This window comes from Vibrio sp. 2132-1 (assembly GCF_033344315.1).
Genome location: NZ_JAWPON010000004.1, coordinates 156,742 through 178,929, shown reverse-complemented (window position 1 = coordinate 178,929; position 22,188 = coordinate 156,742). Strand labels below are relative to the sequence as shown.

The following is a 22,188-nucleotide window of genomic DNA, read 5'->3' as shown; positions in this document are numbered from 1 at the left end:
AAACAGTTGAACGATATTTGGTATATCTCATTTTCGAGTGTCGGGGGCATAGAATGGATCAACAAGGAAAGACGTGCATTGAATTCGACTACACTAGCTTTTTAGGAGCGACAGGTAGTAAGAAATGGACCTTTTTAGAGGCATTTGCCACCATCGCGCCTATTTTCGGTTTGATGTGGAAACAGAACATTGCGGAATTGAGCAAGCCTGAAGATCGGTTGTGGGATGCCGCATTAAAATCGATGTCTTCTCGTAAAAGTGATGAATCCAATTTGGTCCGCTTAACCCAGCTAGCTAAACATGAAGGGATCAATGAATTGCGAGTCGTTATGCCATATTCGCTCGATGTTCAGCAAATCGAGTACATAGAATCTCGCAGTCAGTTGAAGGTGGATACGTCAGAACAAGATGTCCTTAACATCAAGTTTTAGGCTGAGCATTTCCACTTCATCGATGTACCACTTAACAATAGTGCAATGAAAAGCGACCTCAAAGTAGGTCGCTTTTTTATTTTGAGGTTTTTGTCACAGGTCTTGGAAGTGTGATGAATATAGAGTATTTGCACTTAAATTAACAAAAATGTAACGTTTGGAAATGCAATTGTCATAACTAGCTTCTAACTTTGTGTTTTTAGGACAAATTACCGACTAAGTGGTTGGTACTGTAAGTTCGAATTAACGTCCCTTATTGGCACACAAGGATGATTGAGTCACCACGTCATTTGGGCATAAAAACAAACACAATAAGAAAGGAAGTCAATATGTCTTTGTCTCGTCGAGACTTTATGAAAGCTGCCTCTTCAACGGCGATTGTTACCGGGCTGGTGGGCTGTGGTAGCGATGCTAGTGAATCTGTTGCGGTTACCTTTGAGCACGGAGTGGCGAGTGGAGATCCTACTCAAACACAAGTAATCATTTGGACTCGTGTTACGACCTCAGCAAGCTACGCAGATGTAAGCTGGCAAGTTTCATCTAACGAAATTTTTACTGATATCGTACAAAGTGGCACTTTCGCTACAGATACGAGCCGAGATTTTACGGTAAAAGTTGATGTTCAAAACCTCAACGCAAATTCTCACTATTACTATCGATTCATGGTTGGAGATGTCACTAGCGAAGTCGGGCAAACTCAAACATTACCAGAGGGTGGTGTAGAAAAGGCATCCATGGCCGTTGTTTCTTGTGCAAACTATCCTGCTGGTTATTTCCATGTGTATCGAGAGATCTTAAATCAACATGAGCAAGAACCGTTTGATGTGGTACTTCATCTCGGTGATTACATTTATGAGTATGGGGCTGGTGGCTACGCTAGTGAAGATGCTGAGGCACTAGGGCGAGAGCCAAGCAAAGGCACTGAATGCATTACCTTAGATGATTACCGAAAACGGTATGCGCAATATCGCCAAGATGCTGATCTGCAAGCGTTACATGCGAGCCTACCAATGATTGCAGTCTGGGATGACCATGAGCTTGCAAATGATAGTTGGAAAAATGGTGCGGAAAACCATCAAGAAGAGGAAGGCAGTTTTAATGATCGTCGTCCAGCTGCGGCTGCCGCGTGGACAGAATGGTTGCCCGTTCGTGAAAACACTTTCTCAAACATGCTGATTTACCGTCAGTTTTCGTTTGGAAGTCTAGTCAATTTGATGATGCTCGACACGCGACTTGTGGGGCGTGATAAACCGTTGGATTATTTCTCGCTCAGCTCTCCAACGATGGAAGCGATTGGCGGTTTAGTTGCTCAGTCGCGCAGCGAAGACCGAGAGCTGTTAGGCGCTGACCAACTCGCTTGGCTGATGGATGCGTTCAGTACGCACGACGCAACTTGGAATGTGCTAGGGCAACAAGTGTTAATGTCTCGTATGGAGTTGCCAAGTTCGGTTATGACCGCGATGTTTCAATTGTTTACTGCCACTGAAGAACAAAAAACAGAGGCGTTATTAGCAGTAAACTCTGCGATTACGGGTTACCTCTCTGACCCAAGTTCAGATACCATTTCTCTCCCGTATAACCTAGATGCATGGGATGGTTACTACGTTGAGCGAGAGAAAGTTTATCAACTGGCCAAAGCCAACAGTGGTAAATTTGTCTGCTTGGCAGGAGATACGCACAACGCATGGGCAAGTGAGCTTAAAGACGTATCTAAGCATCCTATCGGGATAGAGTTTGCAACTAGCTCGGTGAGTTCCCCTGGGCTAGAGGCCTACCTAGCGTTAGATCCTGTTGCGATCGCTCAAATGGAATACACGTTGCCGCACTTAGTGTCAGAATTACAGTGGGCAGATATCAAGCAGCGTGGCTTTATGCGCGTTACTTTTACGCCCGACAAAGCAGAGTCGACCTGGTATTTCGTATCAACGATTAAAGACAAAACATATCAGGTGACGACCAAGTCAGCCTCCACAACTGATGGTACTACGTTAAATATCGGCTAAACTGAGCCTAATACGAAAAAAGTCCGCAAGCTAGTGCGGACTTTTTATTGGAAAGCGTTTAGCAATCTAGCGACAGTGCTAGTCAATCAATCCGTATTCTTTGCTCAGAACCTCGATGATTTCCGCTTTCGGATTCTCACTCAAATGAATCGGCTTGCCTGTAATCTTCTCGGCAATACCAATGTAGGTGCTCGAAATCGCCATCAAAGATTCGACGGGTAAAGCATTATCACGAGCGAGTGCTTCACGCTCTGGCATACGTTCTTTATTTAGCAAGATATCTGGGTCAGGGAAGTGGTTAAGTAGGAACTGGCGGAAACCTTCTTTTGAGTTCTCTACGATGTGACCTGCTTGGTACTCTTTAGCATCCCATATACGAGATGAGTCTGGTGTACCCACTTCATCCATGTAAATCAGCTTTTCATTGCCAGCAGCATCATGAACATAACCAAATTCGAATTTGGTATCGACAAAGATTTGGTCAATTGCTTCTAATGCTTGGCTGATAACGTTAAAGCCGTCTTTCAGCAGTTTTTCGTAGAGTGCGATATCGTCCGCACTTGAGAAGTTAAATGCTTCGTAGTTGTCTACGATATTTTGACGAGTAATATTAACGTCATCCGCTTCTGGCACACCGGGAATGCCTTTTAGAATGCCTTTTGTGGATGGGGTCATTAGCAACTCTGGCAGTGCTTTGTCTTTTTCTAACCCTTCAGGAAGTTGGATTCCACAAAACTCGCGCTCGCCATTTGCGTAAGCGCGCCACATCGAACCCGTGATGTATTTGCGGCAGATGGCTTCGATTTTTACCGGTTTGGCTTTTTGTACAATCCAAACAAAAGGGTGAGGAATGTCTAGAATATGGCTATCTGCTAAGCCATTTTCTTTGAACAGTTTGAACCAGTGATTAGAAATCGCATTAAGCGCAGCCCCTTTACCCGGGACACCATTAAGACCACCTTCAGCATGCCAAATACAATCGAATGCAGAGATTCGGTCGCTAATCACCATGATAGCCAAGGGCGCATCTGGAGCGACATTGTATCCTTTTTCTTTGATCAGTCGGGCGCTGTCTTCTTCAGTTAACCAGTAAACTGAACGAACTTTTCCACTATGAACGGGTTTATGGGTGCGAATTGGCAGGTCGTCATTGACGGCAAGTACTTGATTAGCAAGGCTCATTGCGACATTCCTATCATCTTAATCAAACGTCAGAAAGAGAAGATATTCAGCAAAATGTGGGCGCTGAATAAATCGAATGTGGGCATCATACCAGAACTATTTTAACTCGCCAGAGAAAAAGCAAACGTTTGCCTGTTTTCTTTAATACAAAAAAAGCCCCCTTAAAAAGGAGGCGAGATGCAGGATGGATAACGTCGAACTTATTAGTGGTACTTATTAACTCTGCCTTCGACGAAAAAGACTTCACACTGATAGCGCTGCGCCATGTCGCGCAACATAGATTGATTCATAAGTGCAATTTTATTGGATGCGACAACAGCACTGGCATTGCCTGAGCGGATGGCTTTTATCACGATCTCGACTTCTGAAAGCTGTTGAGAGGGCTTCATTTGAATAACGTTTTTACAGCAAATATTAGAAGCAGTGAGTTGTTCAAAGTCTGGACGAGGGCAGTCTGCTGTAAACAAAATCCATTGTTTCTGCTGCGATAAAACAGCCAGCTTAGATAGAAGCTGATCCGAAACGGCCATGGGCTTAGTTGCTTGTGCCAATACGTTGTAACGAGAGTATGTATGAGATTGACTTTGTAACTGCATCTTACTGTTCCTTTATACATGCTGTATGTGTATACAGTAGTTTGTTTTGGTGACCTGATCAACCAGTTTCTCAAAAGTTATTTGCGGTTTTTTGAGAAGGAAATAAAAGGATTTGATTCTAAGTGATTGAATTTATGTGGTTGTTTTTCATTTTTGATATGTCTAACATCAATTTAAAAATGTGAGGTGAGTAGAAAACTGGACGAGAGACATACAGGGGTTTACTACTGTATATACAGGTGTTTTTCACGGACAATGGTTTGTATACAGTGGGAGAGGGCTGATAACCGATGCGACGTGCTATGTAAGATAGGAGGGAATACGAGATAGAGATTGGAAATAGGGCTTGGCCGATCAAAAAAGCGCCTTAAAAGGCGCCTTTGAAAATCAGTTCCATTGATTCCGTCTTGCTTAGCTCGCTCGTTGCAAGCGTTCGCGCATTTGCAATTCGCCTTGGTTAAATAGGCGCACGTCGATTTTTGCCATGTCGTAACAAGCTTTACATGAGTAATGGTGCTTGCCATCTAAATAATCGTGACGAGTTACAAGACTAGGTTTTTTACACCAATCACAGGTGCCTTCTTCAGTGAACATTGATTTTCTCCCCACCTAGATTAATTTGAGTCGTTAGGTGTTATTTTGCGCCGGGCATTATGGCATAAAAGCGCGACTTAAGTTAAATGTCTGTTAATTTCTTTGAGAGGGAGATCGATTGCGGTGTTTGATTATATGGGAATAAAAGCATGGCAGCCAAAGTATCCTGACCTATTTTTACTGTTTTGTAACATTTTGTGAAACGAGCTTAAAGGCATGATTGAGTCGCTTCATTTCTTCTTCACTGCCCCTTGTGTCAGGATGATAAAGCTTTGATAACTGTCTATAGCGTAGCTTGATTGCCTGTAAATCAGGGATGGTTTGTGGTGTGTAGCCAAACATAGCACACGCGACGCTTAGCTTATGGTTTTCTGCCTGAGTTTTGGATTTCTTAAATTCTCTGAATAGTTTCTCTAACTGACGCTTCAGTTGCTTGTTCGTAAACTCTAGCTCTTTTATTTTTTCCGCCATTCGTTGATTTTGGCTTTCCTCTTTGGCTTCACGCGCTTTTCTATTCTGCTTGAGTTTTTTGATCACGAGGAAACTTAAGCCGCTGATGATGAGGATCGCCGCTAGCCAAATCAGCCATAGAAACTGCGAGTGTTTTACTTTGGGGTTTGCAACTGTGCTTTTCTCTTCTTGTGTTTGCTCTGCTTTTTTATCGAGCGACTTTATTTGCGAGACTTGTTTAGCTCGTAGTTGGTTGAAGCGCAGCTCTAACAGTTGATTATAAGCTTGTTCTGCTGCTGGATTATGCTGAGAAGCCATTTGATACAAGGCTTCAGTCAATTGAGAAGTTGTGACCTTATCTGGATTGCGCTGAATAAAATCGGCGAGAAGAAAGCCACGATCGGTTGGGTCATTGAGTGCGATAGAGGTTAGCCAATATAACGCTTGTGTTTCATTTTTTTCGCCATTTATCCCTTTAGCAAAGTCGTTCGCGAGCTGTTTTTGCGCAGGGAGGTAACCTTGGTTGGCGGATTGCTCTAGCCAGTAGCGCGTTTCTGGTGAGGCTTCAGCTTCGTTTGATGCCAATAATTGTTGTGCGTACTCGTATTGTTCGATGGGGTCATTTGGAGCTTGAGAGGCAAGTGAGTAGCCAGAAAAGCTGAGGCTAAATAAGCAGAGTAGGGCAGACGTTTTGACAGACATTAATATGTCAGGCCTAACGATAATGGTTAGGCCTGCTCCGGTAATTTTTTATTATTACCGTTATGGTGCAACCAAATTACTTCAGTGGCAAGATCTGGATTTCAACACGACGGTTGCACGCACGACCTTCAGAAGTTTGGTTTGAGCAAATTGGGTTACGTTCGCCGTAGCCGCGTGCAATTGCACGACCAGGTGCAACGTTTTGAGATACTAGGAATTGACGTACGGACTCTGCACGGCGCTCTGACAACGTTTGGTTGTATGACTCACTGCCTGTGCTATCCGTGTAACCATCAATAACGAGACTGGTATCTGGGTACTCAACTAGGATGCGAGCAACACCGCGTAGAGTATTATGGATACTAGCATCAAGTTGGTAAGAGCTTGAAGAGAAGCCGATACCGTTTTCCATACGCAGTAAAAGCTGATTTTCACCAACACGCTGAACTTGTACGCCAGAGTTTAGCAAAGCGCGACGTAATTCCGCTTCTTGTTGGTCAAAGTAGTAACCAACGCCAGCGCCAGTCGCTCCGCCTGCGGCTGCACCAATGAGTGCATGCTGACGACGTTCTTTAGCATCATCACCCGTTGCTAGGCCGATTGCTGCGCCAGCGATCGCACCAATAAGCGCGCCTTGCGTGGTGGAGTTAGTTTCGTATTCACCCGTTGTTGCATTTTGGCGTTGAGTGGCTTGACAGCCAGTAAGAGCTAGCACTAGAGCTAGTGCAATAGGCATCTTTTTCAAGGGAAAATCTCCGTATAAAACTGAGGCGAAACCATGCCTCATAATGGGATGCGAATTATGAATAAACAAGCATTAATATTTGTTATGAGAAAGTAAGATTGATAAGAGTTTCTGTAAGAAAATTCCTACCAATACTGCCAAAGCTCTCAAAGTAAGCCCCATCGACATCGAAGTCATTGCTGCTTATGTGAATCCTTTACTATTCTGGCTATTTCGATGAATCGCCCAACATTTTGCGTGCTTGTTCGCCGCCCACTCCACGGTTAACTGAAACCTTTCTACCTTTCTTTAAGCCCACTTCGTAGTCTTCAGTTAGGTTTTTCATTGCTTCTTTCAATTGCTTCTTGAACGTTTCGCGGTCAATGTTTTGGAATTCTTTATCAATATAGTCATTAATTTTATTGGCCGACTCTTCATCTGGAGAAATAATTGGCAATTTTTCAATCGCGCCTTCCACCCAGCCAGATACAAATGAGTTCACACGGCGAGTCACTTCCTGAGAAGAGGTGCCGGTGCCAGCAAAGCTGTTTCGGAATTGTCCGGTACTTTCGTTCATCTCGCGATAAACAATATCGAAAGCAAATGCAGCAAAAATAGCGCGATCTGCTTCACCGATAAATTCGACACGTTTGAGCCCTTTGTGATTCAACAATACTGCTTCGACACCGAATTTTGTGTTAATGCCGCGAATCACTCGCAATATGGTAGAACTGATGTTCGCTGGTAGCAGATGAGAAGATTGTGTTTTTCCCATTCTGATGAACTCAATATCGTCTTTATCGAGACCATATTTAAGCATGAGGCGATGTGCCATTTTGATAGCATTGGCAGCCTCATTAACATTAGCGGAATTGCCCAGTTCTAAGCACTTGGCGATTTTTTTCAGAGCTTTTTGTTTATCCATCGACAACCAGTAACGAAAGCAGAAAATTTATGAAGTCAGACATATTACCTTTTTTGACATAAAAACGAAATACAAGGTGGGACTGAAGATAATTTCAGCACATAAAAAGAAGCCTCGCATTAAGCGAGGCTGGCGTTTTAGTTCGTCGTAATCAGTATGAAGTCGTACTTGTGTCTAAGAAGCCATTCTTCATTAAGATTCGTTAGAATTACAACCCGAGCTGGTTGAGCAAGTCATCGGCATCATCGTTTGATCCCGACGATTTAGATTCTTTCTCAGCCAACTGTTTACGTGTGGCCTCTAAAATGTCGTCTGGGTTTTCGTCTTCAGCAACTTCAAACTCTTCCAGTTGGATGAACTCAGTTTTATCCATTGCTAGTTCGAGATAGAAAATATTGTTGTTTTCGGTGGAGAACGTCACTCTGCGCGCTTGAGGGCGGTCAAGGTTGGTATCAACTTGTAAGATAACTTGCTTATTCAGCGCCAGCATTTTTGGTTGGTTTTGTGTGATGTTCGTTTGCAGGTCTTTACGAATTTTATTAGTGAAGTCTCCGACCAGTTGATTCATGAGTTCACCCAGAACATCGCCTACCTCGTCAGAAGTATGAGATATTGCCAGTTCTTCTTCTGGCATGCCCATATTACGCATGTAGTTGGTGTAGATCTCCAGTGCGGCTTTTGCCGTAAAATTAATCACAACTAGCCCGGTAAATCCGCCATCAAACAGAACAAAACAGCCAAAATCTGGTTTGAGGCTAGTCTTGTGGATTTTTTGCACCATTGCTGAATAATTTACTTGAGAAGATGTCGCCGAAGTAAGTACGCCAGAAACAGACTGGCAAAGTTTGAGAAGGATATCTTCAGTGGTCACAATTTTATTTTTTTTCATTCTGAAAACTCATCTAGAAACGCGATTCGTTCCCCAATGTAAGGCATCAAGCGTGAAAAAATAAAGCATAAGTTTAATTATTGTATCGAGATTCTGATTTGCTCGTCTTTTTAAATGTTGTAAAGTGACGAAATTCAAAGAATATTACTTCACTAACTCTTTTGTGGTGTTTTTTTTCGCTTAGCGCCAATTTGTATGAGAAGTGAGCAAATAATTACACAACCCGCAGCTGATCGGATCAGCGTCGTAGGGGCAGGAAGCAAATGTTACCAAGATTACACTCGCAAACTGATGTCGATCCTCTTGTTCTTAGTTTTCTGAAAGAGCTTGAGCACGCCGGATTCACTGGTGATATCGAAAGCCAATATTCAAGCCGGCTAGCGGTTGCCACTGACAACAGTGTTTACCAGCAACTTCCTCAGTCTGTCGTTCATCCCAAAACGACAGAAGATGTTTCTCTCCTCGGGAAACTGAGCAATAAAGAAAAGTACGAACGAATTACCTTTTCACCTCGTGGTGGCGGCACAGGGACCAATGGTCAGTCGCTAACCAAAGGTATTGTGGTGGATATGTCTCGTCACATGAACAAAGTGCTTGAGATTAATGAGAAAGAAGGCTGGGTTCGTGTACAAACTGGTGTAGTGAAAGACCAGTTAAATGACGCTGTTCGCCCTTATGGCTACTTCTTCTCTCCAGACTTATCTACCAGTAACCGTGCAACGATTGGCGGCATGGTCAACACCGATGCTTCTGGTCAAGGTTCTCTGAAATACGGAAAAACATCCGATCATGTTTTGTCGCTACAAGCGGTGTTTGCTGATGGCTCAGTTTTAGAATCAGACCTGTCCAACGGCTACCCAAAAGAAGACGAGTTTGCTGCCAAGGCGCTACGTGTAACGGAATCCGTATGTCGTGAAAAACGCCAGCAGATCGTAGATAAGTTTCCTCCTCTTAACCGCTTTTTAACGGGCTACGATTTAAAAAATGCCTTGAATGAAGAAGGTGACCGTTTCGATATCACACGAGTACTGTGCGGCGCTGAAGGTTCATTGGCATTCATTACCGAAGCGAAGCTTAACCTGACGCCAATTCCGAAAGCGCGTACTTTGGTTAACGTTAAATACAACAGCTTTGATTCTGCACTGCGTAATGCACCGTTGATGGTCGAAGCGAAAGCGCTGTCTGTAGAAACCGTTGACTCGAAAGTGCTTAATCTCGCGAAGCAAGATATCGTCTGGCACACCGTGAGTGATTTGCTTACCGATGTTCCAAATAAAGAGATGCTTGGCATCAATATGGTGGAATATGCAGGTCAGGACGAAGAAGAAGTTGCAGCGCAGGTTGCATCGCTGACCGCCAAGCTCGATACCATGCTGGAAACAGAAGAAGCGGGCATCATCGGTTACCAAGTCTGTAACGATGTAGCGAGTATCGGGCGTATTTACAACATGCGTAAAAAAGCGGTGGGTTTGTTAGGCGCAGCAAAAGGCCGCGCTAAACCGGTCGCATTTGCTGAAGATACCTGTGTGCCACCAGAAAATCTGGCGGACTTCATTGTAGAGTTTCGAGAGCTGTTAGACAGCAAGTCTCTGAATTACGGCATGTTTGGTCACGTCGATGCCGGGGTGCTTCACGTACGTCCTGCGTTGGATTTGTGTGACCCGCACCAAGAAGCATTGATGCACGAAGTTTCTGATGAAGTGGTTAAGCTGGTGGCGAAATACGGCGGTTTGATGTGGGGTGAACACGGCAAAGGTTTCCGTTCAGAATATGGCCCTGAGTTTTTCGGTGATGAGTTGTTTACTGAGCTGAGACGTGTGAAGGCGGCATTCGATCCACACAACAAAATGAACCCGGGCAAAATCTGTACGCCGCTTGATAGTGATGCAGAGCTTGTCAAAGTTACCGATACCAAACGTGGTTACTATGACCGTCAGATTGACGTTCAAGTACGTGACAGCTTTAAACAAGCGATGGAATGTAACGGTAACGGTTTGTGTTTTAACTACGATACTAGCTCGCCAATGTGTCCATCGATGAAAGTAACAGCCGATCGTCGTCATTCACCAAAAGGTCGTGCAGGTTTGGTTCGTGAGTGGTTGCGTCAGCTTACTGAGCAAGGCATTGATATTCTTGACTTAGAAAAGCAAACACTAGAAAACAAAACATCAATCAAAACCATGATTGACCGCGTACGTCATTCTATCAATCGTCGTCACGAATACGATTTCTCCCACGAAGTGTATGAAGCGATGAATGGTTGTTTGGCGTGTAAAGCATGTGCGAGCCAGTGTCCGATTAAAGTCGATGTTCCGAGCTTTCGCTCACGCTTTTTAAACATCTATCACTCTCGTTATCAACGTCCTGCAAAAGACTATCTGGTTGCGAACATTGAGACTATGCTGCCGATGATGGCAAAAGCGCCAGGTGTCGTAAATGGTGTTTTGAAGCAGTCGTGGGTGAAAAGTTTAACGGCATCTACGGTCGGGTATGTCGATGCGCCGTTGTTATCAGTACCCACCTTGAAACAACGAGTAGAGTCGCTGACAACGCCTTATGATCTGCAAGCGCTCAGTGGTTTGTCTTCGTCTGAAAAGAGCAAGCATGTTTTAATTGTTCAAGACCCATTCACTAGCTACTACGACGCTGATGTCGTTGAAGACTTCGTTAAGTTATTGAAAAAGCTGGGTATGCATCCGGTACTTCTGCCGTTTAAGCCGAATGGTAAAGCACAACACATTAAAGGGTTTTTACGTCAGTTTAAGGGCACAGCAGCCGACACAGCGAAGTTCTTGGCGATGGTAGCGGATTTGGATATCCCATTAGTTGGTGTCGACCCTGCATTGGTGCTGTGTTATCGAGATGAATACGCTGAAGTGCTTGGCAGTAAGCGAGGTAATTTCGATGTACTAACAGCCCACGAATGGCTTTACCCAAGACTAGAAGCGTTTGAAAGCGGAGAGCATAAGGCGCAGGAACCTTGGTATCTGTTTGCGCACTGTACTGAAAAAACCAAAATGCCGAATGCGGAAAAAGAGTGGGGCGCTATTTTTGCTCACTTTGGTGCAGTTTTGAATACGGTACCTGTTGGTTGTTGTGGTATGGCGGGTACGTTTGGTCATGAGGTTGATAAGTTGTCGATGTCGAAAGATATTTACAATTTAAGCTGGAAGCCAAGCTTAGATAAGTTGGATAACGAGAGATGTTTGATTACAGGCTATTCTTGCCGCAGCCAAGTTAAACGCTTTGAAGGAACGAAGCCCAAGCATCCCGTTCAGGCGCTGTTAACTTTGATATAATCACATCAAATTAAGCCCAGTTTTACTGGGCTTTTTTAGAAGCCACATACAACAATTTCAAAGGATATGAATCTTGAGAAAACTTGAACTCAAAGCCCCACCTGTTGTGGTGTTTTTGTTAGTCATACTTTTGATGTATGGACTTAAAGTTTTGACGCCGAGCATGAACATTCGAGTACCCTTTGTTGAATTTGTAGTAGGTGTATTAACTTTGTTGTCTGGTTACATGGGCATTGCTGGTGTGTATGAATTTCGCAAAGTAAAAACCACAGTAAACCCAGTAAAACCTGAAGCGGCATCTTCTGTTGTAAGAACTGGTGTGTTTGCCTTTTCACGCAACCCTATGTACACGGCATTACTGCTCCTAATCATAGCAACTGGTTTGTGGTGGCAGCACTTGAGTGTGGTGCTTTGTGGCGTGATATTTGTCAGTTATATGAATCGGTTTCAAATCAAGCCTGAGGAACGCGTTTTAGAGCGATTGTTTGGTGAAGAGTATGTGGATTATAAAAATCATGTTCGTCGCTGGCTCTAAGCATTGCATTTAGTTTTGTTTGGATGAGACATAAAAAGAAAGCCCAACGGTAGACGTTGGACTTTCTTTTAGTAAACACGTTTTTTGTGCGCTTCCGATAGGGCAGTCGACTAGGCTGCCTTAACGAACTTTGCTAGGAATGCATCCTTACGTTCATTAAAGCGGCGTACAAGGTCGTCAACCGCTTCTTGGTCATATGGCTTCAAGCCACTTGCAACCATGCGCTTAATACCTTTACCAACGACTTCACCGTCTTCTTTGAACGCAAAGTTTAAGGTGACTACACCTCGTTTTCCTTCTACGTCGAATGTTGCGCCAGTGAAATCAACCTCTGGATGCGTAAGGTCTAAGCGTGAAAATTCGACTTCCATGCTTTCATAAATAACTAATGGACGCTGGCAGTTAATCATCATTTGCTTCTCTTCCATAAGAGGAACCATGATGTGAGGGAAGTTCATACCAGAAAATTGCACGTAATTTGTCACTACATGCTCAATAAATGCCGGATCGTGGTTAGTTTCACCTTCACGGGACATGTGTAAGTATTCTTTACCTGCCTCGTCAACAACAGCGCTTTCTTTGTCACACTTATTTTCAATATGAAGTGCTACACCATCGTTTACCATGCCAGAGAAGTTAAAACGCATCTTTTGGCTAACGCCTTCTTTACTAAGAAGCACAGCGAAAAGTAAATCCCCAGGGACACAAAAGCGTTTGTTGTCTTCATCATGAATTGGGTTGTAGTCACCTGCGACACGTTTTGCAAAGTGGCTTGCTTGTTCGCGAGTGAACTGAAACTGGTGATTAGTGTTTGAAAAATAAGGTGTTAGAAACATAATTTTTACGTAGTAACCAAAACTGTGTGGGATTATATGCGAATATCTGCGTAGCAATGGTCCATCCAGTGAAAACTTCACCGTATCCTAACAATAAGACACTATTTCGGCGGATAAACCGTTAAAAACGCATACTTTAGCAACGCTTTTATTTGTGAAAACAATAAACAACGACCTTTTCGCTCGCCTATCTTTTAAAGTATAGCCATCAAAGTAGACTGGCGTTCATAAATAGTGCCATCAACATGTTTAATCGTATGTAAAAAGGCTCCACGCTGAACGTAGAGCCTTCAAGTCATTATCTGTTTATTCGATGAAATGCCAGTTATGCTTGGTTATTGAACACTTGGTAACAAGCTCTCTGGCATGAGCGTGTTGTGGATAGCCAGCTTAAGCAGAGTATTTGCCTGTTCAATGTCTGGAGCAAAGTAGCGATCTTTATCGTAGAACGATACTTTTTCACGCAACATTTGTTTCGCAATCTCAATACGCTCAGAGGACTTGTTTGGTGCTCTAAAGTCTAGGCCTTGTGCTGCTGAGAGGTATTCTACCGCCAGAATACCGCGAGTGTTTTCGCCCATTTCTTTCAATCTGCGAGCCGCGAATGTTGCCATTGACACGTGATCTTCTTGGTTTGCAGATGTTGGCAAGCTGTCTACTGACGCTGGGTGAGCGAGTGTTTTGTTTTCACTTGCTAACGCAGCAGAGGTAACCTGAGCGATCATGAAACCAGAGTTCACACCACCATTGTCGACTAAGAACGGTGGCAGTTTTGATAGCGCGCTATCGATAAGTAATGCCATACGACGTTCAGACAAGCTGCCGATCTCGGCAATCGCAAGTGCTAGGTTGTCGGCTGCCATTGCAACCGGCTCCGCGTGGAAGTTACCGCCAGAGATGATGTCACCATCTTCAGCAAACACCAACGGATTATCTGATACGGAGTTCGCTTCTACTTGCAATACTTCCGCCGCATTGCGGATTTGCTGTAAACACGCACCCATCACTTGAGGCTGACAGCGCAAAGAATACGGGTCTTGTACTTTTTCACAGTTAGTGTGCGAATCACCTATTTCACTCGATGTGTCTAACAAATGACGGTATGCGAGTGCTGCGTCCATTTGGCTGCGATGACCACGTACACGGTGAATGCGCGGATCGAATGGACGTCGGCTGCCGAGAGCGGCTTCAACAGACATTGCACCACAAACGGTTGCTGACGCGAAAAGGTCTTCCGCGATAAACAGGCCTTCCAATGCGAACGCTGTGGATGCCTGAGTCCCATTTAGTAGCGCTAAGCCTTCTTTTGGCGCCAGAGTGATAGGCTCTAGACCTGCGATTTTTAATGCTTCTTGCCCGGAAATGATATTACCGTTGTGGCGAGCTTGTCCTTCTCCCAGTAATACTGTGCTCATATGGGCTAGAGGAGCTAAGTCACCTGATGCGCCAACAGAGCCCTTTTTAGGTACGCAAGGGTAAACTTGTGCGTTGACTAGGTCGGTCAGCATATTAATGACTTTTAGGCGAATCCCAGAAAAGCCACGAGACAGACTATTGATTTTTAATACCATCATCAGACGAACCGTTTCATCTGACATAAACTCACCGATACCTGCCGCATGAGAAAGAACGATACTGCGTTGAAGTGTTTCTAAATCTTCTGGTGCTATTCGTGTGTTAGCCAATAGCCCAAAACCAGTGTTAATTCCGTAAACCGTTCTATCTTCCGCGATGACTCGGTCTACGACTTGCGTGCTTTCTTCAATGGCCGGAATGGCTTCAGGAGCCAAAGTAAGGTTGACTGGTGAACGGCTCACTTGGCGTAGTTCGTTTAAGCTAATATGACCTGGCTTTAGCGTTAAATTTAACATCTCTTTCATCCTTACTTGAGCTTCTTCAGTTCTTCGTTGAGCATTGGCAAATCTAGCCCTTGCTCTGCTGCACATTGTTTAGCGATATCGTATCCCGCATCAGCATGACGCATCACGCCTGTTGCTGGGTCGTTATGCAGCACGCGGGCAATACGTTCTGAGGCATCTTCACTGCCGTCACAGCAGATAACCATACCTGAGTGTTGCGAGAAGCCCATACCTACGCCACCACCGTGGTGTAGTGAAACCCAAGTTGCGCCGCCTGCCGTGTTGAGTAGCGCGTTTAATAATGGCCAGTCTGATACGGCGTCAGATCCGTCCATCATACCTTCGGTTTCACGGTTCGGGCTTGCTACAGAGCCAGAGTCTAAGTGGTCTCGACCAATGACAACGGGCGCCTTAAGTTCGCCATTTTTCACCATTTCGTTGAATGCTTGACCAAGACGCTCACGATCTTTAAGACCAACCCAGCAAATACGCGCAGGTAAACCTTGGAACTGGATGCGTTCGCGAGCCATATCTAGCCAGTTATGTAAGTGCGGATTATCTGGAATTAGCTCTTTTACTTTTTGGTCGGTTTTATAAATGTCCTCAGGATCGCCAGAGAGAGCAGCCCAACGGAAAGGACCGATACCTTCACAGAATAGAGGACGAATGTAGGCTGGAACGAAGCCAGGGAAATCAAATGCGTTTTCTACGCCTTCTTCCAAGGCCATCTGGCGGATGTTGTTACCGTAGTCGAGTGTTGCGGCGCCGCGATTTTGCAGCTCTAACATCGCTTGAACTTGCACAGCCATGGATTTTTTCGCTGCTTTTACGACCATTGCTTCATCTTGCAAACGCATTTCTGCTGCGTGAGACATGCTCCAGCCTTGTGGTAAATAACCATTGAGCGGGTCGTGTGCAGACGTTTGGTCTGTTACGACATCAGGCGTGATATTACGTTCTACCAGCTTAGAGAAAACGTCTGCTGCATTACCTAGTAGACCAACCGATACTGGTGTGTCTGACTCTTTAATGATAGCTAGCGCTTCATCTAAAGAAGTCGCTTTCTTATCGACATAGCCTGTACGTAGGCGGTAATCGATACGTGATTCATCACACTCTACTGCAATCATGGAGAAGCCCGCCATTGTACCAGCGAGAGGTTGAGCACCACCCATGCCACCAAGACCACCCGTTAGAATCCAACGGCCCTTTGCTTCACCGTCAAAGTGTTTTTTTGCAACAGATACGAACGTTTCGTATGTGCCTTGTACGATACCTTGCGAGCCAATGTATATCCAGCTGCCAGCGGTCATTTGGCCGTACATCATCAAGCCTTGTTTATCGAGCTCGTTGAAGTGTTCCCAGTTTGCCCAATGCGGAACAAGGTTTGAGTTTGCGATAAGCACGCGTGGGGCATTTTTATGAGTAGGGAAAACACCAACAGGCTTGCCTGATTGAACTAAAAGCGTTTGGTCATCTTCGAGTCTTTCAAGTACTTCAACAATCTTGTCGTAACATTCCCAGTTTCGCGCTGCTCGGCCAATGCCGCCATATACAACCAGTGAATGTGGATGTTCTGCAACATCAGGATCAAGGTTGTTCATCAGCATACGAAGAGGGGCTTCGGTTAGCCAAGATTTTGCGCGCAGTTTATCTCCGTGAGGTGCACGAATTGTTCTGCTTGTATCAAGTCGTGGATCTTGTCCCTGGCGCTGTGTCATTTCAGACTCCTTTAGTTTCTCGTGATGACCAAGTACTTGCTTGGTCGTAATAATCAGTGGCATCTGGGATGCATTATGGTTTGTGCTGTTTTTCCGCCATTGCGTTGGCGATATCCCAACACAAACGGGCAGCTAATCGTGCTGTTTGACTATCGACGTCATAATTTGGGTTGTATTCGGCGATATCAGCCAGCATTAACTTATTTTTGTAATGAAGAATTCGATCTAAAAAGGGGGCAATTGTGCCGTAACTCACTCCCCGAGCTGCTGGTGCGCTGACTCCAGGTGCGGTTGCAGCAGGGAATACATCCAGATCAATAGTCAAATAGAGGTAGTCACAGTCGTCAATAAAATGCTGAAGCTGAGTTAAGTGATAACTGTGGTTTAAGTAGCAGAGCTGATTGTCCTCTACATACCAAACATTTAACGCATCTGCTTTTTCAAATAGCGCTTTAGTGTTGCTACTGCGGCTTACACCAATACAAGCGTAATGAAAGTCCCAATCGTTACGTTGACAAAAATGGTGAATTTGGTTGAAGGGTGTACCAGAGCTCGGTCTTATGTCGGCGAGGTTACTCTCGAATGCGCGCAAATCGAAATGCGCATCGAAATTGATAATGCCGATTTTAGGCTTCTTCTCTGGATGGTGCGCTTTAAAATATTCCGCTAAGCCGGAAAACGAGGCCCACGCAATCTCATGCCCACCACCCAGCACGATGACTGGCGTATGGGGCAGTGCGCTTGAAATGGTTGCTGCACATAGAGCTTGGCTCTCTTCCAGTAAGTCGTCTTCACACACCACAGTACCTAAGTCATATAGTGGGGCGTCTTGGTGCCATGCTAAATTAGCGAGTGCTCGTCGGATTAAGTCTGGCGCTTTTTTCGCGCCAATGCGTCCTTTGTTTCTCGCAACGCCAGCGTCGGTAGCAAAACCGAGTAATGAGACGCCATGCGCAACGGCACTCAACTCATCTGCTTTTTGGCGTTGAACAACGTGATGAATTCGCTGACCAAGCTTGCCGTCCTCGGCATCATGACGGCCTTGCCAATGAAATAGGGGAGAGTGTAGGTCGAATTGAGACATATTAGTGGCCTCCGTGTGAAATGTATTCACCATTTACTATACGACCTACCAGACGTTTTGCTCCGACTTGATAGCTTAAATCCGCAGGGCTTTCGATATCCCAGATAGAGAAGTCCGCATCAAACCCTACTTTGATTTCGCCACGTGAGTTTTGATAACCCAGAGCTTTGGCTGCATGTTGCGTTACACCACGCAGTGCTTCTTGCGGTGTAAGGCGAAATAGTGTGCACGCCATATTCAGCATGAGTGTGAGATCAGAAAATGGTGATGTACCTGGGTTGACGTCCGTAGCAATTGCCATCGGCACGTTATGCTCTCTCAACAACTCAATCGGTGGTAACTGAGTTTCTCTTAGAAAATAAAAAGCGCCAGGCAATAGAGTGGCGACGGTGTTTGATCGAGCAAGTGCTTTAACACCTTGCTCATCTAAAAACTCGATGTGATCCGCTGACAGACCGTTGTATTGCGCAGTGAGGGCTGTACCACCGAGATTAGAAAGTTGCTCAGTATGCCCTTTAACCTTTAAGCCGTGGCGTTTTGCAGCTACAAACACTTTTTCTGTTTGTTCAAGATTGAAACCAATCGATTCACAAAAAACATCGACACTCGTAGCTAATTCTTCCTTTGCGACAACAGGGATTATGTCCTGACAAATGTGCTCAATATAATCATCTGCACGACCTTGGAACTCTGGCGGAATGGCGTGAGCGGCGAGAAGTGTAGTGGTGATTTTAACTTTGCGCTCTTGTTCAAGCATTTTGGCTGCACGGAGCATTTTTATTTCATCATTCAGTGTCAATCCATAGCCAGATTTCACCTCGACAGAAGTGACGCCACTCGCGAGTAACCCATCTAAACGTGGTAACGCTAACTCAACTAGTTGTGCTTCGGTTGCAGAGCGTGTCGCATGTACCGTTGAGAGAATCCCGCCGCCTTGTTTGGAAATTTCTTGATATGGCACGCCGTTTAAGCGCATTTCAAATTCGTTGGCACGATTGCCCGCGTAAATAAGATGAGTGTGGCAGTCGATCAAACCTGGCAGAACTAACTTGCCTTGAAGGTCGATACTCTGAGCGTAATGTTGGGCAGACAGCAGAGACTCGGTTTGCGGTGCGTCTTCACCAATGGCACAAGTACTGATCGCAACGATTTTTCCAGATTTAATACCAATGCGCGCTGGAGGCGTTGGAAGGTATCCGCATTCTCCCGATTGCATGGTAACTAGACGTGCGTTTTCAATCAGCAAATCCATGTTTGTGTCCCTGTGTTTATTTGTATCATTAAATGTATATACAAATAAATAGAGCAAAATAAGAATACTGACAAGATTGATGTTGCTAAAATGTGATCAAAACGTAGATCTAGAGGACAAATCTTGTCCTTAAATGAGCACTTTTGAGCTCAGCTTATATTTGTTACCAGGGTGATAAAGTAGGGCGGTACTGACTAATTTATCTTGGCTCCACGTTCTGCGATTCAAGAGAAGGCAAGGTTCATTGGCTTGCATTTTTAAGTCTTGCTTAATACGGCTTTCAGGCACAATTGCCTCTACAGTATGTTCTATCGCGCTGAGTGGGCAATTATTTGACAGGTATTGATTTGGAGTGATTTGTGTGAAGTCTTGATTTAAATAACTCGGGGCATATTGGCTATTCACCCAGCGGAGCTCCAATTGAATCGGCGTTTGGTCTTCATAGTGAATAATTTCACTGTAAAACACTGTCGTGCCTAGCATAACGCCGAGTTTTGTCGCAATGTTGTCATCTGCTTTTATGGCAATTTGTTTGAGCACTTTACTGCCATACTTTCGCCCTCTATCGCTGACTTCTTCGGCAATGTTTCGAATGTCTAGCAGAGGAGATTCTGACTTTTCACCAGGATCACACACGAACGTGCCTAAACGTGGGCGACGTTGTAATCGGCCCTCATTTACTAAATCCCGAATTGCTTTGTTCACTGTCATTCTACTGACACCAAATTGCTCGGTAAGCTCAATCTCGGTGGCGATGCGATGACCAACTACCCACTCTCCAGCATCAATTTTATCCAGGATAAATTGTTTAATTTGAATGTAGAGTGGTGCAGACATAATGATCTCCCTTTATTTGACTATACAAATACTGCTTAATTTAGGTACAAATTGCAAACATTTCTCGACGAATGTACCGCTTAGTGACCGAGCAATCCTATTGCAGAGCTGAATGACTCTTGTTGCTGAGCATTATTTGGATTGATGATTGAATTCAAACATTTTCTTGTGGTCTATTGCTTGCACAGCAGAAAACAATTGTGTAAACAAACGATTATTAGAAGAAAAATCGCTAAAAAAGGGAAAGTATGTTTAAAAAATTGAAAGCATCACTGGGGATCGGCTCTGCAAAAGTAGATACCATTTTGGACGAAATGAGCGTGTTTCAAGGAGCGACGCTGAAAGGGCATGTTCATATCAAAGGCGGAGACGTCGAACAACAAATTGATGCTATTACGATTAAATTGAACACGGAAATGAAAGTCGAAGTGGATGATAGCGTAAGTTACCAAACGTTCACTATTGATCAATTGAAAGCAGTTGACCCTTTTGTGATTCAACCTAATGAAGAAAAGCAGGTTCCGTTTGAGCTAAAATTGCATGATGAAACGCCAATTACTGCGGTTAGCGCACTTAAGAATCAATGTCATGTTTGGGTTGAGACGACGTTAGATATTGATTTTGCAATTGATCCGCGTGACCGTGACTATATTGAAGTGAAACCACTACCAGTAGCATCTCGGGTTATTCAAGCGATCGAGCAAGCTGGTTTCACAATGGTTAAAGCCGATGTTGAAAAAGGCTTTTTGCGCGGTGGCTCGTTTGCCTCTCGCTCTGGTATTTATCAAGAACTAGAGTTCCGTAACAACGGCTTTATCTCATCAAAAGAAATTGAGCTCTCTTTTATTCTGGAAGGGCAGGTCATGCATTGTTTGGCAGAGATTGACCGTTCGCTCAGTTTGGCTGGTGACCAATATCGCTCGTTTACGTTGCCGATCAATGCAACCGATGCTCAAGTCGCAACCGCAGTTGCACCAACGCTAAATCTATAGCTCTCATCAACTTGATGAAAATATGTACCGATATCCTATTGTGAAAGCGATATCGGTACTGTTATCCATGTTTCTTGCGTTCTCTACGGCTAAAAACTCAAGCGCTGAATTTTCCATTAGATATCGATAGCCTAATACCAGTTCATTAGAGGCATCAGCAAACTCTGTGGGCCCTTCTGTTGAGCCTTGATACCAATGATATTCCAACATCAGGTGATGGTTATCTTCTAAGGCATAACGGTACCCACCCGCAATGGCAATCGTATTATGTCGATAGGGCAGATCGAGCAAGGCACGGTCATCCGAGCGAAAAGTCATGCCAATCATCGAATAAAATGCATGAGCATCACTTAAGTAGCTGTAGTTTAATTGGAAGCCTTGCTCGAAACTGCTACCTTGAAAAGTGCTGTGAGCCACATCGTTAAAATACAAACTGCCGCCAATCGATAGGCCGTGATGTTCATTTTGGAACACTTGATACTGCAAGTAAGTAGATAGGTTATTGGCCAGTGTTTGTCCTTCGAAATCATCTTCAAGCACATCATATTGCGGCATTGAAATGTAAAAACGATCTCTGTCTACTTTATCCCGCCCATTTTGTCCGATACCGAAAAGTTTATGGAAGCTTTTCGTCAGTCCATCTAAATGGTTGTCAGCGGCAAAGACCCATCGATAGTTGAGCTCCCACTGCCAACGGTTGCTGACTTGCCATTTGCTGCCTAATTCGATTTGATTGTGGTAATAATCCAGTGCGTATTCATCAGTATGAGCCCAAACACTTGCCACGGTTCCCGAACCATAAGCTTCGACAAAACCATAGGGTAGACTATGTCCTGAACGCAGTACGTTGGTGTGACTAACCACTTGCATTGGGGATTGTGCGTAAGAACGCAGCGGGCCATATAAGTCATTTGATGCGAAGGCTTGCAAAGAACATATCGAGGTGCTTAGAAGCACCATAAAGCGCGATTTGAAATAGACCATGATGAATACCTACATACAAACTACTCTATAAAACAACTATATACCTAAATCGCACGTTGAGCTCTCGCCCAGCGTGTTAGGTTTTGTATCGGTTCACACGTAATAGGCGATATTGTAATTTGTTGTGTAAGTTCATTGAGGGGCAATTCCGTTTACAAGTTATGCTGTCTCTTAAAAAAGCATGATCAGATTGTCGTGACGGGTCTGCGGTTAAGTTCTTATGACAAAACAAAATCGCGCTTTGCATTCTAAATGTGAGCTAGGTACAATCCCATTCTCGATAACGGTCCGGT

Annotated in this window: 19 protein-coding genes; 5 read left to right on the top strand and 14 right to left on the bottom strand. The window is 44.4% G+C overall.

Going from position 1 to position 22,188, the window contains the following annotated elements; genetic code table 11:
• The first annotated feature begins 53 nt into the window (after positions 1-53).
• Positions 54-431, top strand: a complete 378-nt coding sequence (locus tag R8N47_RS05825; protein ID WP_005377965.1) for a hypothetical protein — start codon at positions 54-56, stop codon at positions 429-431.
• Positions 432-760: 329 nt separating this feature from the next.
• Entirely contained in the window at positions 761-2,434 is a 1,674-nt protein-coding gene (locus R8N47_RS05820) for an alkaline phosphatase D family protein (protein ID WP_064353829.1), read from the top strand.
• Between the two features lie 78 nt (positions 2,435-2,512).
• Here the strand turns inward: R8N47_RS05820 and R8N47_RS05815 are convergent, their stop codons facing one another.
• The 7 genes from R8N47_RS05815 to R8N47_RS05785 all read right to left on the bottom strand — a co-directional run bounded on the left by R8N47_RS05815 (position 2,513) and on the right by R8N47_RS05785 (position 8,496).
• Positions 2,513-3,616, bottom strand: a complete 1,104-nt coding sequence (locus R8N47_RS05815; protein ID WP_064353830.1) for a phosphoribosylaminoimidazolesuccinocarboxamide synthase — start codon at positions 3,614-3,616, stop codon at positions 2,513-2,515.
• 203 nt (positions 3,617-3,819) lie between these two features.
• The gene (locus tag R8N47_RS05810) at positions 3,820-4,212 is read right to left on the bottom strand and encodes a SulA-like leucine-rich domain-containing protein (protein ID WP_005377962.1); all 393 of its coding nucleotides are present in this window, start codon (positions 4,210-4,212) and stop codon (positions 3,820-3,822) included.
• 411 nt (positions 4,213-4,623) lie between these two features.
• Positions 4,624-4,806, bottom strand: a complete 183-nt coding sequence (locus R8N47_RS05805) for a hypothetical protein (RefSeq protein ID WP_005377960.1) — start codon at positions 4,804-4,806, stop codon at positions 4,624-4,626.
• 177 nt (positions 4,807-4,983) lie between these two features.
• Positions 4,984-5,958 carry a hypothetical protein gene (locus R8N47_RS05800; RefSeq protein ID WP_064353831.1) on the bottom strand — a complete coding sequence of 325 codons (975 nt, stop codon included), beginning with the start codon at positions 5,956-5,958 and terminating at the stop codon, positions 4,984-4,986.
• Positions 5,959-6,034: 76 nt separating this feature from the next.
• Positions 6,035-6,694, bottom strand: coding sequence for an OmpA family protein (locus tag R8N47_RS05795; protein ID WP_005377956.1), 660 nt, complete (start codon positions 6,692-6,694; stop codon positions 6,035-6,037).
• Between the two features lie 217 nt (positions 6,695-6,911).
• Positions 6,912-7,607: a DUF2786 domain-containing protein gene (locus R8N47_RS05790; RefSeq protein ID WP_005377954.1), complete on the bottom strand. Its 696-nt coding sequence runs from the start codon at positions 7,605-7,607 to the stop codon at positions 6,912-6,914.
• A 208-nt stretch (positions 7,608-7,815) separates the two neighbouring features.
• The gene (locus tag R8N47_RS05785; RefSeq protein WP_005388843.1) at positions 7,816-8,496 is read right to left on the bottom strand and encodes a DUF3334 family protein; all 681 of its coding nucleotides are present in this window, start codon (positions 8,494-8,496) and stop codon (positions 7,816-7,818) included.
• A gap of 263 nt (positions 8,497-8,759) precedes the next feature.
• Here R8N47_RS05785 and R8N47_RS05780 point away from each other — a divergent pair, with 263 nt between their 5' ends.
• Both R8N47_RS05780 and R8N47_RS05775 read left to right on the top strand, forming a co-directional pair.
• The gene (locus R8N47_RS05780; protein WP_064353832.1) at positions 8,760-11,795 is read left to right on the top strand and encodes an FAD-binding and (Fe-S)-binding domain-containing protein; all 3,036 of its coding nucleotides are present in this window, start codon (positions 8,760-8,762) and stop codon (positions 11,793-11,795) included.
• 73 nt (positions 11,796-11,868) lie between these two features.
• Positions 11,869-12,330: a methyltransferase family protein gene (locus R8N47_RS05775; RefSeq protein ID WP_213913842.1), complete on the top strand. Its 462-nt coding sequence runs from the start codon at positions 11,869-11,871 to the stop codon at positions 12,328-12,330.
• 110 nt (positions 12,331-12,440) lie between these two features.
• Here the strand turns inward: R8N47_RS05775 and R8N47_RS05770 are convergent, their stop codons facing one another.
• From R8N47_RS05770 to hutC, 6 genes are all read right to left on the bottom strand, one after another.
• Positions 12,441-13,166 carry a DUF3581 domain-containing protein gene (locus R8N47_RS05770; protein WP_017821813.1) on the bottom strand — a complete coding sequence of 242 codons (726 nt, stop codon included), beginning with the start codon at positions 13,164-13,166 and terminating at the stop codon, positions 12,441-12,443.
• Between the two features lie 335 nt (positions 13,167-13,501).
• Positions 13,502-15,037 carry a histidine ammonia-lyase gene (hutH, locus tag R8N47_RS05765; protein ID WP_053303171.1) on the bottom strand — a complete coding sequence of 512 codons (1,536 nt, stop codon included), beginning with the start codon at positions 15,035-15,037 and terminating at the stop codon, positions 13,502-13,504.
• An 11-nt stretch (positions 15,038-15,048) separates the two neighbouring features.
• Positions 15,049-16,746 carry a urocanate hydratase gene (gene hutU, locus R8N47_RS05760; protein ID WP_053303311.1) on the bottom strand — a complete coding sequence of 566 codons (1,698 nt, stop codon included), beginning with the start codon at positions 16,744-16,746 and terminating at the stop codon, positions 15,049-15,051.
• A 73-nt stretch (positions 16,747-16,819) separates the two neighbouring features.
• Entirely contained in the window at positions 16,820-17,830 is a 1,011-nt protein-coding gene (gene hutG / locus R8N47_RS05755) for a formimidoylglutamase (RefSeq protein WP_064353833.1), read from the bottom strand.
• Position 17,831: 1 nt separating this feature from the next.
• Positions 17,832-19,082, bottom strand: coding sequence for an imidazolonepropionase (hutI, locus tag R8N47_RS05750; protein WP_064353834.1), 1,251 nt, complete (start codon positions 19,080-19,082; stop codon positions 17,832-17,834).
• Positions 19,083-19,211: 129 nt separating this feature from the next.
• The gene (gene hutC, locus R8N47_RS05745; RefSeq protein WP_005377944.1) at positions 19,212-19,919 is read right to left on the bottom strand and encodes a histidine utilization repressor; all 708 of its coding nucleotides are present in this window, start codon (positions 19,917-19,919) and stop codon (positions 19,212-19,214) included.
• Positions 19,920-20,167: 248 nt separating this feature from the next.
• Here hutC and R8N47_RS05740 point away from each other — a divergent pair, with 248 nt between their 5' ends.
• The gene (locus tag R8N47_RS05740; protein WP_064353835.1) at positions 20,168-20,911 is read left to right on the top strand and encodes a sporulation protein; all 744 of its coding nucleotides are present in this window, start codon (positions 20,168-20,170) and stop codon (positions 20,909-20,911) included.
• Between the two features lie 6 nt (positions 20,912-20,917).
• Here the strand turns inward: R8N47_RS05740 and R8N47_RS05735 are convergent, their stop codons facing one another.
• Positions 20,918-21,895: a DUF3187 family protein gene (locus R8N47_RS05735; protein WP_064353836.1), complete on the bottom strand. Its 978-nt coding sequence runs from the start codon at positions 21,893-21,895 to the stop codon at positions 20,918-20,920.
• Positions 21,896-22,188 lie beyond the last annotated feature (293 nt).

Excerpts from the sequence above, each read along its gene's own strand:
- R8N47_RS05825 (WP_005377965.1), top strand. The coding sequence starts at position 54 with ATGGATCAACAAGGAAAGACGTGCATTGAATTCGACTACACTAGCTTT.
- R8N47_RS05820 (WP_064353829.1), top strand. The coding sequence starts at position 761 with ATGTCTTTGTCTCGTCGAGACTTTATGAAAGCTGCCTCTTCAACGGCG.
- R8N47_RS05815 (WP_064353830.1), bottom strand. The coding sequence starts at position 3,616 with ATGAGCCTTGCTAATCAAGTACTTGCCGTCAATGACGACCTGCCAATT.
- R8N47_RS05810 (WP_005377962.1), bottom strand. The coding sequence starts at position 4,212 with ATGCAGTTACAAAGTCAATCTCATACATACTCTCGTTACAACGTATTG.
- R8N47_RS05805 (WP_005377960.1), bottom strand. The coding sequence starts at position 4,806 with ATGTTCACTGAAGAAGGCACCTGTGATTGGTGTAAAAAACCTAGTCTT.
- R8N47_RS05800 (WP_064353831.1), bottom strand. The coding sequence starts at position 5,958 with ATGTCTGTCAAAACGTCTGCCCTACTCTGCTTATTTAGCCTCAGCTTT.
- R8N47_RS05795 (WP_005377956.1), bottom strand. The coding sequence starts at position 6,694 with ATGCCTATTGCACTAGCTCTAGTGCTAGCTCTTACTGGCTGTCAAGCC.
- R8N47_RS05790 (WP_005377954.1), bottom strand. The coding sequence starts at position 7,607 with ATGGATAAACAAAAAGCTCTGAAAAAAATCGCCAAGTGCTTAGAACTG.
- R8N47_RS05785 (WP_005388843.1), bottom strand. The coding sequence starts at position 8,496 with ATGAAAAAAAATAAAATTGTGACCACTGAAGATATCCTTCTCAAACTT.
- R8N47_RS05780 (WP_064353832.1), top strand. The coding sequence starts at position 8,760 with ATGTTACCAAGATTACACTCGCAAACTGATGTCGATCCTCTTGTTCTT.
- R8N47_RS05770 (WP_017821813.1), bottom strand. The coding sequence starts at position 13,166 with ATGTTTCTAACACCTTATTTTTCAAACACTAATCACCAGTTTCAGTTC.
- hutH (WP_053303171.1), bottom strand. The coding sequence starts at position 15,037 with ATGTTAAATTTAACGCTAAAGCCAGGTCATATTAGCTTAAACGAACTA.
- hutU (WP_053303311.1), bottom strand. The coding sequence starts at position 16,746 with ATGACACAGCGCCAGGGACAAGATCCACGACTTGATACAAGCAGAACA.
- hutG (WP_064353833.1), bottom strand. The coding sequence starts at position 17,830 with ATGTCTCAATTCGACCTACACTCTCCCCTATTTCATTGGCAAGGCCGT.
- hutI (WP_064353834.1), bottom strand. The coding sequence starts at position 19,082 with ATGGATTTGCTGATTGAAAACGCACGTCTAGTTACCATGCAATCGGGA.
- hutC (WP_005377944.1), bottom strand. The coding sequence starts at position 19,919 with ATGTCTGCACCACTCTACATTCAAATTAAACAATTTATCCTGGATAAA.
- R8N47_RS05740 (WP_064353835.1), top strand. The coding sequence starts at position 20,168 with ATGTTTAAAAAATTGAAAGCATCACTGGGGATCGGCTCTGCAAAAGTA.
- R8N47_RS05735 (WP_064353836.1), bottom strand. The coding sequence starts at position 21,895 with ATGGTCTATTTCAAATCGCGCTTTATGGTGCTTCTAAGCACCTCGATA.